The organism is Plantibacter flavus, from assembly GCF_002024505.1.
In the GTDB taxonomy this organism is placed as follows: Bacteria; Actinomycetota; Actinomycetes; order Actinomycetales; family Microbacteriaceae; genus Plantibacter; species Plantibacter flavus_A.
In genome coordinates this window covers 545988-559023 of record NZ_CP019402.1, presented here as the reverse complement: position 1 = coordinate 559023, position 13036 = coordinate 545988, and the positions used below count along the sequence as shown (strand labels likewise).

Below are 13036 nucleotides of genomic sequence, written 5' to 3'. Positions count from 1 at the left end.
TCGGACATGTTCATGCTCTTCCTCGAAGCCGCCGCCCAGGTGGCCGTCATCGCGCTCGTGCTCGGCGCGGGTCTTCCCACGCTCTTCGCGCTGGGTGTCCGCTCGTTCGCGGTCGCCGGAGGTGCCGGTTCCGAAGACCGGAGCGCGCCGGCCACGCCGACGCTCCCGTCGGCGCTCCTCCGTGCCATCGGCGTGCTGTGCTTCGCCGTCGTCGTCGCCGCGGTGCTGGTCGGTCTCACGATCATCGTGGCCACCGGTCTGGGGCAGGAGGTCAGCTTCGAACACGTGATCCCGACCTTCACCCCGAAGGACTGATCGTGTCGCACGAGAACGGTGTGGACGCGACCGGCGCAGACGTGGCCGGCGTCGATGTCGCTGGCAGCGGGTCCGGCGTGGTGGCGCGCGTCGTCGGTTGGCTCCGCGCCGGATACCCGACGGGCGTGCCCGAGCACGACTACGTGCCGCTGCTCGGCATCCTCCGACGGAGTCTCACGCCTGAGGAGCTGGACCAGGTCGTCAAAGGACTGCTCATCGAGGCGGAGAACGCCGATGCGAGCGGTGAGCAGGTCGGCAACGATCGCCTGCGGGCGCGTGTCGAACAGCTCCTCCTCGGTCCGGCGCTCCCGGAGGACCTCGTCCGCGTCTCCGCCCGGCTCGCGAGCGCGGGGTGGCCGCTCGGGAGCCCGGACGACGTCCGCGCGGTGGCGACCGACCATGACGTCGGTCGGGAGGCGCGCGCGAACCTCTTCGAGGAACGCGGAGGGCTGGTCGCCCGCATCGTGCGCTGGCTTCGAGCCGGGTACCCTGCAGGATTCCCCGAGCAGGACTTCGTCCCGCTCGTGGCGCTCCTCCGTCGTCGGCTGACCGATGCCGAGGTGGCTGAGGTGGGCGCGCGCCTCGCGGCGGAGGGCGACGCGTCGCTGAGTCGGGTCGACGTCGCCACGGCGATCGCCCGGGTCACCGCGGAGTTGCCGAGTGACGAGGATGTGGAGCGTGTCCGCCGGTCGCTCGCCGAGCACGGGTGGCCGAGCGACTTCGCGGTCTGAAACCCGCCCGCGGTCCACGTTGCGGGTCATCTGCAGGACGGCTCCCGGCTCAGCTCGGAAGGATCACCCGCACCTGTGCCTCGATCTCCGCGACGATCTCGTCGATGGTGTTGCCGACGTTGATCGTCGCCGCCATGCTGACGAACATGATCGCGGACACGATGTGCGCCGTCGTCGCGGCACGCTCGGCGGTCATGAGGCCGTCTCGTCGCAGCACCGCGGCGATCGCCTCCTCGGTCTGCACGGTGAGGGCGAGCGCGGCGCGGTGATACGGCTCCTCGGGATCGCCGAAGACGATCTCCCGCAGGTAGGTGCGGCCGTTGTCGACCTGCTTCCGATTGCACTCCACGACCGGACGGATGATCGCCATGACCGCATCGAGCGGGTCGGCGGCGGCGTCAGCGTCAGCCACCCCGCGGACGAGTGCATCCGCATAGGTGGAGTTCTGCACGAGCAGCAGGAGCTCACCCTTCGTCTTCGCGTAGAGGAAGAGCGTGCCGGTGCCGATGTCGGCACGGTCGGCGATCTGCTGCGTGGTCACGTCGTCGACCCCGTGCTCGGCGAACAGCTCGCCGGCTGCTGCGGTGATGCGTTCGAGTTTGTCGAGCTTGTTGCGCTCGCGGCGACCGAGCGGCCGGGGTTCGGCGGTCATGGGTGTCCTTCGGGAATACAAGATGATTGCGCTCAGTTGTGAGCATAGTCAGTGGATCGCGACATCACGGGATGTCGCTCATTGTTCCACGGCCACATCGGAACCACTCATTCGAACAGAACGGTCAACCACATGCCCTCACTCAACGGAGCAGTCGTCCTCGTCACCGGCGCGAACGGCGGCATCGGGACCGACTTCGTCCGCGACGCCCTCGAGCGCGGCGCCGGCAAGGTCTACGCCACGGCTCGGAACCCGCGCACCTGGGACGACGAGCGTGTCGTCCCGCTCGCGCTCGACGTCACCGACCCCGCTTCGATCGCCGCCGTCGTCGCCGCGGCCCCCGACGTCACGATCCTCATCAACAACGCCGGCACGAACGCGTCGACGCCCGGCATCCTGTCGCACACCGACGAGGAGATCCGGACCAACGTGGAGACCAACTTCCTCGGCCCGCTCTTCCTCGCTCGCGCGTTCGCACCGATCCTCGCCGCCAACACCGGATCCGCGATCATCGACATCCACTCCGCCCTCAGCTGGTACGCCGTCGCGGGAATCTACAGCGCGACGAAGGCCGCACTCTGGTCCGCGACCAACTCGCTGCGCCTCGAACTCGCCCCCGCAGGCGTGCACGTCGTCGGCGTGCACGTCGGCTACGTGGACACGGCCATGGCCGCCGGCGCGACCGACCCGAAGCTCGATCCCGCCGTCCTCGTGACGAAGGTGCTCGACGCGACGGAGGCCGGTGAGTACGAAGTCCTCGCGGACGACACCTCGGTGCAGCTGAAGGCCGCCCTCAGCGCCCCACTCGAGGCGGTCTACCCGCAGCTCGCCTGACCCTTCCCGAGAGTGCACAAAACGCTCCCAAACGTCGTGATTGGGAGCGTTTTGTGCACTCTCGCTGTCATCACTGACTAGTCCGCGATGACCGCTTTGCCGCGGATGCCGCCGCCAGTGAGCGAGCCGAGGGCCTCCACCGTGTCGTCGAAGGGGAACACCCGTCCGACGACGGGACGGATCGCGCCGCTGTCGATGAGGGCGGTGATCTCGCGCAGCTGGTCACCACTCGCCTGCATGAGGAGGAACCGGTAGCTCACGCCGAGCCGCTTGGCCTGCCTGCGGATCTTGCCGCTCAGTGCGGAGATCGCGAGCCGGAGCACCGCGCTGAGACCGACGGACCGGGCGAAGTCCGGGGTGGGCGGTCCGGCGATGCCGACGGCCGTTCCACCGCGTTTGAGGATGCGGAGCGACTTCTCGAGGTTCTCGCCGCCGAGGCTGTCGAGCACGAAGTCGTATCCCCGGAGGAACTGCTCGAAATCCTCGGTGCGGTAGTCGATCACGGTGTCCGCGCCGAGTTCGCGCACGAAGTCCGCGTTGGAGGCGCTGGCCGTCGTCGCGACCTCCGCACCGAGCTGCTTGGCGAGTTGGATCGCGATCGATCCAACCCCGCCCGCACCGGCGTGGATGAGGACCTTCTGACCGGGCTGCACGTCGCCGAGCTCGACGAGGGCCTGCCAGGCGGTCAGTGCGACGAGCGGCAGCGATCCTGCCTCCACCATGCTGATCGACGCCGGCTTGAGCGCGACATCCGCCTCTGCGAGAGCGATGCGCTCGGCGAAGGTCCCGATCCGGTGATCACGAGGACGCGCGTAGACCTCGTCACCGGGCTTGAAGCTGCGGACATCCGCGCCGACGCGGATCACGGTGCCGGCGACGTCGTGGCCGAGGATGATCGGCAACCGGTGAGGGAGGATCTGCTTGAACTCGCCGAGACGGATCTTCTCGTCGAGCTGATTGAGGCCGGCGGCCTGCACCTGCACCAGGACGTCGCCGGCGCCGACGACGGGCTCGGGCACCTCGGTCTCGTGCAGTGGGGACGCGTAGCTCGAGATGGTGAACGCCCTCATGGGTGGGGCTCCTTCCGGGTCGATTTCCCGGATTGACCCGAGTTAGCTCAATTATGAGCAGACTCAGTTATTTTGTCAAGGAGCCCCCACAGCCGCCCCGACGCCCAACTCCCCCCAACCACATCACGCCCCGACTGGGCACCACAAGACCATCGGGCCGCTGGTCGAGCGGCAGCCGTCAGACCCTCGACGACGAGGATGCTCGCCGATCAGGGCGTCGCGTACGCGGGGATCGACGAGTCGATCATCCAGTACGTGTCCTCCACCCGCTGCGCGGTGTCGGTGAAGCCCGAGTCGGGGATCATGAGGTACGCCGAGGGGTCGCCGCCATCGTTCCAGGTGGTGTCGACGGCGAGCCACTGCCCGTCCACGAACACCTTGTTCCACGCGTGCGGCCCACCGGAGAGGACGTCGCCGGTCACGACGACCGTCTGCACACCCGCGGCGTTCGCGAGCGCGTTGAAGGCGTAGGAGTAGCTCGCACACACACCGAGCCCCTGCAACAGCGTCCCGGTGGCGTTCCAGGCGTACTCGTAGCCGACCGGGACCCCGTCGAACGCGTCGCCCTGCAGGGTCGCGAAGGCGGTGTCGTCGTACTCGGCGTTCGAGACGAGCCACTCGTTGAGCGCGGTGACCTTCTCCCGATCACTCAGCCCCTCGGGTGCCACTGCCGCCACGACCTCGTCGACGCGTTGCTTGAGTTGCGCCTGCAGCGCCGCCACCTCGTCGTTCGGCAGCGAATACGTCACGAGCAGGGTGTCTCCCCCGTCGCGGAGTCCGACGTAGCTGACGTTGAAGACGTAGGGGTTCTGGGCCCGCGCCTCGTACACGGCGTCGTACGGGTCGGGCGCTCCCGGAGTGTCGACGAACTCGGAGATGTCGATCGACTTCGTCTGGGCGATCAGGTGCCCGGCGAGGAACCTGGTGAACTCGGTGCTGCCGTAGACCGGGTAGTCGGTGGGCGGCACCTCGGACACCGGTTCGGCGTCGGTGTTCTCGGGCGCCACGAAGGCGTCGAACCGCGGCATGCCGGTCGGCGGGGCAGCCTCCTGCGCTGCGGCGTTGAACTGGGCGATGGCTGCGACCGGGTCGGGGGTCGACCGCTTCGTGATCGGGATCCACTCCCCCAGCTGTGTGTTGCGTCCGCGGAGCGGGACGACCCATCGATCGCCGTAGTCGAGCACGGCGCTGTCATCGAGGTACGCGACGGTCGAGCGGGTGCGCCCGTCGACCGAGACGAACGGCAGCACCTTCTGCACGTTCTCGATGCCCTCGATGTAGCCGCTGGCACCCCAGTTCTTCAGCGCCCGCGTGGAGTTCGACGCGACCTCGAGCGGGAGGAAGCCGGCGGAGCGGGTGAAGTCGTACGGCTTGTACGGGGAGAAGGAGGTTCCGTCGGTGGCGATCACGCCGAGGTCGAACCCGATCGTCTCGGCGGCGATCTCCTCCTCGCCGGCGTCCTGCTCCTCGCCGCCGGCCACGTCGTCCTCGGTCTGCGAGCGGTAGTTGTAGGCCTGCAGCCCGATGTTCTGACGACTGACGAACGGGGCCTCCTTCACCTCGAGGTTCTCGGTGTCGCCAGCGGAGGACCACTCGGTCCCGTCGACCTCGGCCACCAGTTTGAAGACGCCGTCACCCCGCTTGGTGACCTCGTGGTGCACGATCAGGTAGGTGTCGGCGCCCTCCACCGACTCCCAGGACAGCGTGACACCGCCGCTGTCGTCGGCCGCCCCGAAGGTCACCTCGGGCGCCGAGTACTCCGACTCGACGGTGAACTTGGTCACGAGCGGCTTGTCCCGCTCGGTGCCGTCCTTCTCGAGCCGGCTCACGAGGAAGTACTCGTCGTGCAGGCCCCAGCGGCCGCGGGATGCCCCGGCCTCGTCGAGGATGTCCGCCTCGGTCTTCCCGAACGTCTTCCCGAGTTCGGTTCCGGAGATCGTGACGCCGCCACCGGAGTCGGACTGGTACACCGAGTACTCGGCCTGCTTCGTCAGAGCCGCGTCGTAGAAGACCTGGAACGCCCATGGGGGCGCGTTACCGCCGCGGTCGAGGTCGTCGGCGTCCGCCCGCTTCTTGTTCTCTGCCTTGACGTCGTAGTCGACGTCGATCTCGAACTCGTGGTCGCGTTCGAGGCCCGCCTGTGGGGCCGTGAAATCGTAGAGTGCGGACTGGTCGGTGGTGATACGGCCCTCGTCGCCGCCGGTCACGGCAGGGACCACGACGAACGCCGCCACGACGGCGAGCGCGGCCGCGATCGCGACGCTCCCGGTGACGATGCCGATCGTGCGGCCCCGCCGTTTGCCGGGACGCTTCGACTGGTGTGGCTGCTGTGGCTGACGCTGAGCCTGCTGTGGGGCTGGTGGCTGCTGCACGGGTCGTGGCTGCGATGGCGGCTGCGGCTGCTGCTGCGAAACTCCGCTGTGCACCTGCGGGGTCCACTCCGAGCCGTTCCAGTACCGCTGCCCGGTCGGGTTCCACGGGTCCGCATACCAACCGGCCGGCGTACCCCCACGCGATTCCGTCACCCGACATCCCCCTTCAATCCGAACGCATCACTGCGATGACCCCATCAAAGCAACGCAACATACGATATTCGATTCACGGGAATCGGGAAGCGAATCGGCCCGCCGTCACCGCACGACCTCGAGCGGTCAGATCGTCGCGCCGACGTCCCGGAACCCCTGCGGGGACGTGCCGGCGAGGCGCTGATCGACGGACGAGCCGGCGCTCACAGGGCGAAGATCACAGCGCCTGGATGATGAGGGCGACACCGAATGCGGCGATCAGGCCGTTGCCGACGATGGCCGTCCACCTCCGAAAGGACGCGCCCGTCCTCCGCCGCAGTCCGGCTCCGAGCGCGACCAGCAGCGCTTGCCAGCCGAAGGATGCGAGCCCGACACCCACGATGAAGGCGACCGCCGTCGACCCTGGTGCCGTGAACTCGGTGAGCCCGGTCAGGATCGCCGCGAAGTACACCAGCGTGGCCGGGTTGATCGCCGTCAGGCCGAGGAAGAGCACGTACCGCTGAGGCGAGGTGCCCGAGCGCTCAGCGGATCGCTCCCCGGCTGACGGCTTCGCACGGAGGCCCTGCAGGAGGCCGTGCACTCCGAGCGCGATGACGACGACACCCCCGAGAAGCTGCGGCCAGGGAGACCAGCCGCCCACGATGGGCGCGGCGAGCGCACCGGCAGCGACGGCGACCGTGCAGTACGCCACGTCCACCGTCGCAACGGCGACGGCCGCAGGCAGTCCACGGCGCAGCCCGCGCGTGATGCCTTCCTGGAGGAGCAGCATCCCGATCGCCCCGAGCGGTGCGGCCAGGGCGAGCCCGGCGACGGAACCGGCGAGGAGGGCGACGAGAAGGTCCATGCCGACGACTCTGGTGCAGCACACCGGTCGAGACAGTGTGTTCTGGCGCTGAAACGGCATACTGTGTCGCATGGACGACCTCGACAGTGCAATCATCGATGTCCTGCGGACCGACGGGCGCATTTCGTTCAGTGAGCTCGGTCGTCAGATCGGGTTGAGCACGAATGCGACTGCGGCTCGTGTCCACCGTCTGGAGCGCAGTGGTGTCATCACCGGGTACCGCGCGATCCTCGGCTCCGACGCCCCGGTCGCCGAGGACGGGCTGGAGGCGTTCATCGACGTCCGACTCGACCCCGCGCGCAAGTCGGAGGAGTTCCTGGAGTGGACCCGTCGGATCCCCGAGATCAGAGACGCGGTGCACGTCACCGGCGCCTACGACTACCTCGTCCACATCCGCGTCGCGGGCACCGCGGCTCTCGACCGCCTCCTCCGCAGCATGAAGAACGACGGCGGCGCGACCCACACGCAGACGCGGCTGGCGCTCCGGTAGGCGGGAATCACACGCACCGTCGCACCGCGATACACCGCGATACTGCGGAGCTGCCACTAGACCGGCGCGAGGGGTTCCCGGGCTCCGTCCGGAAGTTCCACGGTGATCGGGTCACCGGGCTGCACGACGCCGCCGGCGAGCACGACGCCCATGACTCCCGCCTTGCGCACGGTGCGACCCTCGGCGTCCGTGCCGACGACCTGCTTGAGCAGGCCTGGTTCGAAGCGGTCGATCTGGACACAGGGATTCCGAAGCCCCGTCACCTCGACGACGGCGTCCGTCCCGAGCCGGAGCACGGCACCCGCGGGGAGGTCGAGGAGGTCCAGCCCCTCGGTGGTGATGTTCTCGCCCAGCTCACCCGGGGTGAGATCGGCGTCCACCTCCGCGAAGAGCTCACGGTGGATGAGGTGGACCTGTCGGAGGTTGGGCTGCGTCGGATCCCGTCTCACGCGGGACCGATGCTGCACCGTCGCACCGAAATGCGCGTCGCCTTCGACACCGAGACCAGCGATGAGCGTGATCGCGTCCCGTCGCGGCTTGGAGAAGCGGTGCTCATCGTCGCTGCTGACCGAGACGACACGGGCGTTTGTCATCACTCCAGTGTGCACGGGGCAAGCGCGGATGACCACTCGACCCACACGACACGGTCAGTCGTGCAGGATCACCTGGTACAGGTTGTGGTCCTGCCAGGTCCCGGCGATCCGCAGGTACGACGGCGCCATGCCGATGTGCTCGAACCCGGCGTTGCGGAGCACCCGTTGCGAACCGTGGTTGTGCAGCAGGGTGCTCGCCTCCACCCGATGCAGGCGGAGGTCGTCGCGTGCCACCCGCAGGATCGCCCGGACGGCGGCCGTCGCGAGGCCCTTGCCCGCGTACTCCGCATCCACCCAGTAGCCCAACCCGGCGTTCTGGAACGGGCCACGGACGATCCCCGACAGATTGAACCGGCCGACGATGGTCGCGCCGTCGAACAGGCCGAGCGAGTGTGCGCTCCCGGCGGCGCTCGACGCGAGCTTGCTGGTGAGGTCCGCCGCTTGCGCCGCCTCGGTGAAGAACTCGTCGGATCGGGCCGGCTCCCACGGGGCCAGATGGTCGCGGTTTCGCACGTATGCGGCGGCGAGTTCCCGCGCGTCGCCGAGTTCCAAGGGCCGCATGTCGATGCCGTCGGCGAGGTTGGTCACGGTGAACACCCGTCAACGGTAGTCGCCGCCGGGTGCACTCGACCACCCCGATGCGACATGCGGACCGCAGAGCGAGATTCAGCGACTGGCGATGGGGTGGGCCGGGTACTCGCGCAGCACCAGGGCCGTGCTCACAGGACCGAACCGACCGATGGCGTCGATGATCTGCTCGAGGCGTTCCGGCGAGGAGGCGTGCACATCGAGGACGAAGCAGTCCTCGCCCGTCACGCGGTAGATCCGGTGGATCTCCGGCAGCTCGTCGAACTGGGTCAGCGACGCCTGTATCTGTGCGTGGGTCGTCCGGAGTCGGACGACGGCGTGCGTCGTGAGGCCGAGCTTCTGCGGTGACACCCGAGCCCCGTAGCCGGTGATGTACCCGGCGAGCTCGAGCTTGCGGACCCGCGCCGACACCGCCGGCTGGGACAGGTGCACGAGCCGGGCGAGGTCCGTCATCGTGGTTCGCCCGTCGACCTGGAGCACGTCGAGGATCGTCTGATCCGTTCGATCGAAGGAAAGCGAAGCATCGTCCGTCATCTGCTTAGTAAACAACGGATGGTGACGCTCCAGCTGCTGAGACGGAGGGTTCGACTGGCACGCTGAGGGCAGATCGCCCGACCACGACGAAGGAATCCCATGTCGATCATCACCATGCCCGGGATCGGTGGCTCCGACGACGCCCACTGGCAGTCCCTCTGGGAGCGCGAGACACCCGCGATCCGACGGTTCGCGCCGGCCTCCTGGGACGAGCCGGATCTCGACGACTGGTCCGCCGCGCTCGACCGGGCGGTGGCAGGTGAGCCGGCGATCCTGGTGACTCACAGCCTCTCGTGCCTGCTGGCCGTCCGCTGGGCGGCGGCGAACCCTGCACGAGTCGCCGGGCTGTTCCTCGTCGCCGCACCCGATCCCGAGGGGCCGCGATTCCCGAGGGTCGCCGCCGCGTTCGCCGAAGATCTCGATGTCCGGCCATCCGCACCCGCAGTGCTCGTGACCAGTGACGACGACCCGTACTGTTCCGAGGCGCGCGCAGCCGAGTTCGCCGCAATGTGGGGCGTGCCTCGGATCAGCATCGGGCGGCAGGGCCACGTGAACGCCGCCAGTGGACTCGGCGCCTGGCCGGAGGGCCGGCGACTGCTGACCGCCTTCAGCGCGGGCACTGCGAACGCCTCCCCGCCTGGAGGGGGCTGAGCGCCGGGATCGGCGGCAGGAGTGAGCTGTGCGGTGCCGCTAACCGTTGTCGCTCACGCGGACTTCTTGACCGGACCGCCGCGCTCGGGGCGTCACTCGCCGGCCGCCTGGACGTCGGGAAGTCCGGTCGCACCCGATGAACACTGCGATGGACGGCGTTCGCGCCGCGCGGGCGTCGGGCAGACTGGAACCGTGACCCGAGCCGAAACGACCCGAGCAGCCGTCCTCCGCGACCGCATCGTCCAGCAGGTCGCCGAGCTGGGCTTCGACGCGCACGGCCTGCACGTGCTCGCCGGTGACGACGAAGCCGGGCACCGCTGGACCGAGGACGTCCGCGAGGACATCCACTCCGCAGCGAAGGGCGTCTGTGTGCTCGCCGTCGGCATCGCCATCGACGACGGTCTCATCACGATGGACACCACGCTTGGCGCGGTGTTCCCGGAAGTCGACTTCGGCGAGGGTACTGCCGACGTCACCCTCCGCCACCTCCTGAACATGACGAGCGGCGTCGACCTCCCCTGGTCACCGACCCTGCTGTCCGACTGGCCGGACCTCGCCCTCGAGTTCCTGAGCAGGCCGTCCCGCGGTCGTGTGTTCCAATACTCGAACGCCAGCACCTACACGGCGATGCGCGCGCTCGAGACCCGGGTCGGCGACGTCGGCGACTACATCGAGCAACGGCTCCTCGCACCGCTCGGCATCCACGACGCGCCCTTGGAGCGGTGTCCCCGCGGATTCATCGCGGCCGGCGGAGGGCTGCACCTCCGCACCACGGAACTCGCGCGCATCGGCCGCCTCATCCGCGACCGCGGCCGGTGGGGAGGCGAACGACTCCTGTCGGCGGAGTGGATCGACGCCATGCACACCGAGTGGGTGCCCTCCGGCACCGGCGATGGCTACGAGCGGTATGCGCTCGCCGGGTGGGATGGTCCTGGCGCGGCCTGGCGACTCCACGGGGCCTACGGGCAGCTCGTCATCTTCGCCGGCGACGCCGTGGTCACCATCACGGCCGCGGACCACGAGGGGGCCGACCACATCGCGGCCTCCGTGTCCTCGCTCCTCACCGACACCGCGGGCTGAGCCCGGCTGCGGGCGCGGGTCAGCTTCCTGCGCGGAGCACTCCCGCCGCCGCTTCGACGGTCGAGACGAACGTGGCGCCGACGCTCCGGTGCCCGGACCGGATCTCCTGTTGAGGAGCATCGGAGACCACGACCACGTCGATGTCGAGGATGCGACAGACACGCGCTTTGTACGCGATGTCGACCCGGTCCCCGACTCGCGGGCACAACACGACCGCACTCGGAGGGAACCGGTCGTCCGTGAGCATCTCACCCCAGGACGACGCCGCGATCGTCACCTGCAGATCAGGTGCGTGGGAGCCGAGCCACGACACGGCAGACGCACGGGCGCGGTCGTCACTGTCCAGTACGCCGACCGTTCGCATCGATACCTCGTCACTCCTCACCGCATCCGGATTCACACCCCGATGGTGTCGGCGGCATCCGTAAGATACCAGCGCTGGGACCGCCCGCGGAGCACGGAACCCGAACTCCACCGCACGACCCACCCACATCTCACGCGGACCGTCCACCGCGGGCGACTCGCGACGCTTGCACCCCGCAGGCCTGGCGGGCACGATGGACGGGTACCGCGGTGTCGTGGTGATCGTCGAAGCCCAGGCCGACTTGTCTGCCGATCGATCCCCCGCTCCGCCTCGGAGGCATCGTCCATGACGACTGCTCGCTCATTCCCGCCCTCCATCCTCGGCCACTTCCGCTCAGCCGCCCGCCGGTATCGCGGCGTCCTCGGCCACCCCGGCGCGCCCCGGTTCTTCCTCGCTGCAGCCCTCGCCCGGCTCGGCGTCGCCATGACCGGACTCGGGCTGCTGTTCTCGATCCAGCACGCCACGGGGTCGTTCGCGGCCGCAGGGGCGGCGACGGGGGCGTTCGCGCTCGCCGAGGCGGTGGTCGGCCCGCAGATCGCCCGACTCACCGACCGGTGGGGACAGACGGCGACCGTGCCGGTGGCCGTGCTCGTGCACGTCAGTGCAGTCGTCGTCGCGATCGCCACTGCAGGACGTGCGCCGTTCGGCATCACCCTGGCGATCGTCGTCGTCGCGGGTGTCGCGATCCCGCAGCCCGGTGCCCTGTCGGCGGCGCGCTGGTCGCGGCTCCTCCCGGAGCCCGATGCGCTGCGGACCGCCTTCGCCCTCGAGGCGAACGTGAACGACGCGGTGTTCCTGTCGGGACCGATCCTCGTGACGCTCATAGGTACCTCGCTCGCGCCGTGGGCGGGATCCGCGGCTGCGGGGATCCTCGTGGCCACCGGCTGTGTCGCACTCTCACTGCAACGCTCCACCGCCCCGAAACCGCGACGTCGACCGGAGCGTGGGGCGGACATCCACCGCTCCACCCTCCTCGCCCCACCGTTCCTCGCGGCGCTCGGGGTGAACCTCGGGCTGGGGTGCTTCTTCGGTGCGGTCCCACTCCTCGTCACGGCGGCGGCGACGGCGGAGGGACGACAACCGTTCATCGGACTCGTCCTCGCGCTCTCCAGTGCCGCGAGCATCGTCGCCGGCGCGATGTACGGTGCGCTGCGATCGACTCCGCAGCCCCGGACCGTGCAGCTGATCGCGTCCGTCGTCCTCACGCTCGCCGTCGTCGTCGGTGCCGTCTGGCCCGCCTTGCCTGGGCTGGCGATCATGCTCCTCGTCGGCGGGACCGCGATCGCACCGCTCCTCGCCTCGTCCTCACAGATCGTGCAGGCGACGGTCGTCCCCCAGGAACTGACGCAGGGGTTCACCTGGATCAACTCGGCTTCCGCCGCGGGTATCGCGGCGAGCGCCGCGCTCACCGGTCGGCTCGTCGCACAGGGAGGCGCCGAGGCCGCGATGCCGCCGCTCATGATGCTCGTGCTGATCGCGGTCATGGCTGCAGCGTCGGCGTTCCGGACACGCACGCCCGTCGACTGAACGGCACTCCGAGCGGCGGTCGATGTGACATCGGCGAGATCCACCCACTATGGTATTGATAACCATTATCAATATGGAGGGTGCGGTCATGAAGGTCAGGAACTCGTTGAAGTCGCTGAAGAAGATGCCAGGAGCGCAAGTGGTCCGCCGACGCGGTCGCGTCTTCGTCATCAACAAGCTCAACCCGCGCTTCAAGGCGCGTCAGGGTTGAACGAGGTCGTCGTCGCGTCGATCCGGC

16 protein-coding genes and 1 pseudogene are annotated in these 13036 nt (G+C 69.0%); 8 read left to right on the top strand and 9 right to left on the bottom strand.

All coding sequences use genetic code 11. The features are described from left to right. The first annotated feature begins 6 nt into the window (after positions 1-6). Both BWO91_RS02600 and BWO91_RS02595 read left to right on the top strand, forming a co-directional pair. Positions 7-315, top strand: coding sequence for a hypothetical protein (locus tag BWO91_RS02600; protein WP_079001047.1), 309 nt, complete (start codon positions 7-9; stop codon positions 313-315). Positions 316-317: 2 nt separating this feature from the next. Further along, on the top strand, positions 318-1046 hold the full coding sequence (locus tag BWO91_RS02595; RefSeq protein ID WP_240555658.1) for a DUF3349 domain-containing protein: 729 nt from the start codon (positions 318-320) through the stop codon (positions 1044-1046). Between the two features lie 49 nt (positions 1047-1095). On the opposite strand, the gene BWO91_RS02590 is transcribed toward BWO91_RS02595, so the two are convergent. Further along, positions 1096-1698 (bottom strand): TetR/AcrR family transcriptional regulator, encoded by a 603-nt coding sequence (locus BWO91_RS02590; protein WP_079001045.1) that lies wholly within the window; start codon positions 1696-1698, stop codon positions 1096-1098. 132 nt (positions 1699-1830) lie between these two features. Between BWO91_RS02590 and BWO91_RS02585 the strand changes: the two genes are divergently transcribed. Next, positions 1831-2532, top strand: coding sequence for an SDR family oxidoreductase (locus BWO91_RS02585; RefSeq protein ID WP_079001043.1), 702 nt, complete (start codon positions 1831-1833; stop codon positions 2530-2532). 77 nt (positions 2533-2609) lie between these two features. On the opposite strand, the gene BWO91_RS02580 is transcribed toward BWO91_RS02585, so the two are convergent. The 4 genes and pseudogenes from BWO91_RS02580 to BWO91_RS02570 form a co-directional block, all read right to left on the bottom strand. Continuing rightward, on the bottom strand, positions 2610-3602 hold the full coding sequence (locus BWO91_RS02580; RefSeq protein WP_079001041.1) for an NADP-dependent oxidoreductase: 993 nt from the start codon (positions 3600-3602) through the stop codon (positions 2610-2612). Positions 3603-3811: 209 nt separating this feature from the next. Further along, the gene (locus BWO91_RS02575) at positions 3812-5974 is read right to left on the bottom strand and encodes a transglutaminase domain-containing protein (protein ID WP_153303360.1); all 2163 of its coding nucleotides are present in this window, start codon (positions 5972-5974) and stop codon (positions 3812-3814) included. Positions 5975-6010: 36 nt separating this feature from the next. After that, positions 6011-6127 (bottom strand): annotated as a pseudogene (locus BWO91_RS20545) (DUF2510 domain-containing protein); the annotation flags it as partial. A gap of 217 nt (positions 6128-6344) precedes the next feature. After that, complete coding sequence (locus BWO91_RS02570) at positions 6345-6971, bottom strand: LysE family translocator (protein ID WP_167620429.1); 627 nt, start codon at positions 6969-6971, stop codon at positions 6345-6347. Between the two features lie 70 nt (positions 6972-7041). Here BWO91_RS02570 and BWO91_RS02565 point away from each other — a divergent pair, with 70 nt between their 5' ends. After that, complete coding sequence (locus tag BWO91_RS02565; RefSeq protein ID WP_079001035.1) at positions 7042-7461, top strand: Lrp/AsnC family transcriptional regulator; 420 nt, start codon at positions 7042-7044, stop codon at positions 7459-7461. A 56-nt stretch (positions 7462-7517) separates the two neighbouring features. On the opposite strand, the gene BWO91_RS02560 is transcribed toward BWO91_RS02565, so the two are convergent. From BWO91_RS02560 to BWO91_RS02550, 3 genes are all read right to left on the bottom strand, one after another. Further along, positions 7518-8054 carry an MOSC domain-containing protein gene (locus BWO91_RS02560; protein WP_079001033.1) on the bottom strand — a complete coding sequence of 179 codons (537 nt, stop codon included), beginning with the start codon at positions 8052-8054 and terminating at the stop codon, positions 7518-7520. Positions 8055-8108: 54 nt separating this feature from the next. Continuing rightward, positions 8109-8615, bottom strand: a complete 507-nt coding sequence (locus BWO91_RS02555; protein ID WP_079003808.1) for a GNAT family N-acetyltransferase — start codon at positions 8613-8615, stop codon at positions 8109-8111. A 105-nt stretch (positions 8616-8720) separates the two neighbouring features. Beyond that, entirely contained in the window at positions 8721-9176 is a 456-nt protein-coding gene (locus BWO91_RS02550; protein ID WP_079001031.1) for an Lrp/AsnC family transcriptional regulator, read from the bottom strand. Positions 9177-9275: 99 nt separating this feature from the next. Here BWO91_RS02550 and BWO91_RS02545 point away from each other — a divergent pair, with 99 nt between their 5' ends. Next, positions 9276-9827 (top strand): RBBP9/YdeN family alpha/beta hydrolase, encoded by a 552-nt coding sequence (locus BWO91_RS02545; protein WP_079001029.1) that lies wholly within the window; start codon positions 9276-9278, stop codon positions 9825-9827. A 192-nt stretch (positions 9828-10019) separates the two neighbouring features. Further along, complete coding sequence (locus BWO91_RS02540; RefSeq protein WP_079001027.1) at positions 10020-10907, top strand: serine hydrolase domain-containing protein; 888 nt, start codon at positions 10020-10022, stop codon at positions 10905-10907. Between the two features lie 19 nt (positions 10908-10926). Here the strand turns inward: BWO91_RS02540 and BWO91_RS02535 are convergent, their stop codons facing one another. Next, positions 10927-11307 carry a hypothetical protein gene (locus tag BWO91_RS02535; RefSeq protein WP_153303359.1) on the bottom strand — a complete coding sequence of 127 codons (381 nt, stop codon included), beginning with the start codon at positions 11305-11307 and terminating at the stop codon, positions 10927-10929. Positions 11308-11556: 249 nt separating this feature from the next. On the opposite strand from BWO91_RS02535, the gene BWO91_RS02530 reads away from it, so the two are divergent. Both BWO91_RS02530 and ykgO read left to right on the top strand, forming a co-directional pair. After that, positions 11557-12798, top strand: coding sequence for a hypothetical protein (locus BWO91_RS02530; RefSeq protein ID WP_079001025.1), 1242 nt, complete (start codon positions 11557-11559; stop codon positions 12796-12798). Positions 12799-12886: 88 nt separating this feature from the next. Beyond that, positions 12887-13009 (top strand): type B 50S ribosomal protein L36, encoded by a 123-nt coding sequence (ykgO, locus tag BWO91_RS02525; RefSeq protein WP_064295097.1) that lies wholly within the window; start codon positions 12887-12889, stop codon positions 13007-13009. Positions 13010-13036: the final 27 nt, after the last annotated feature.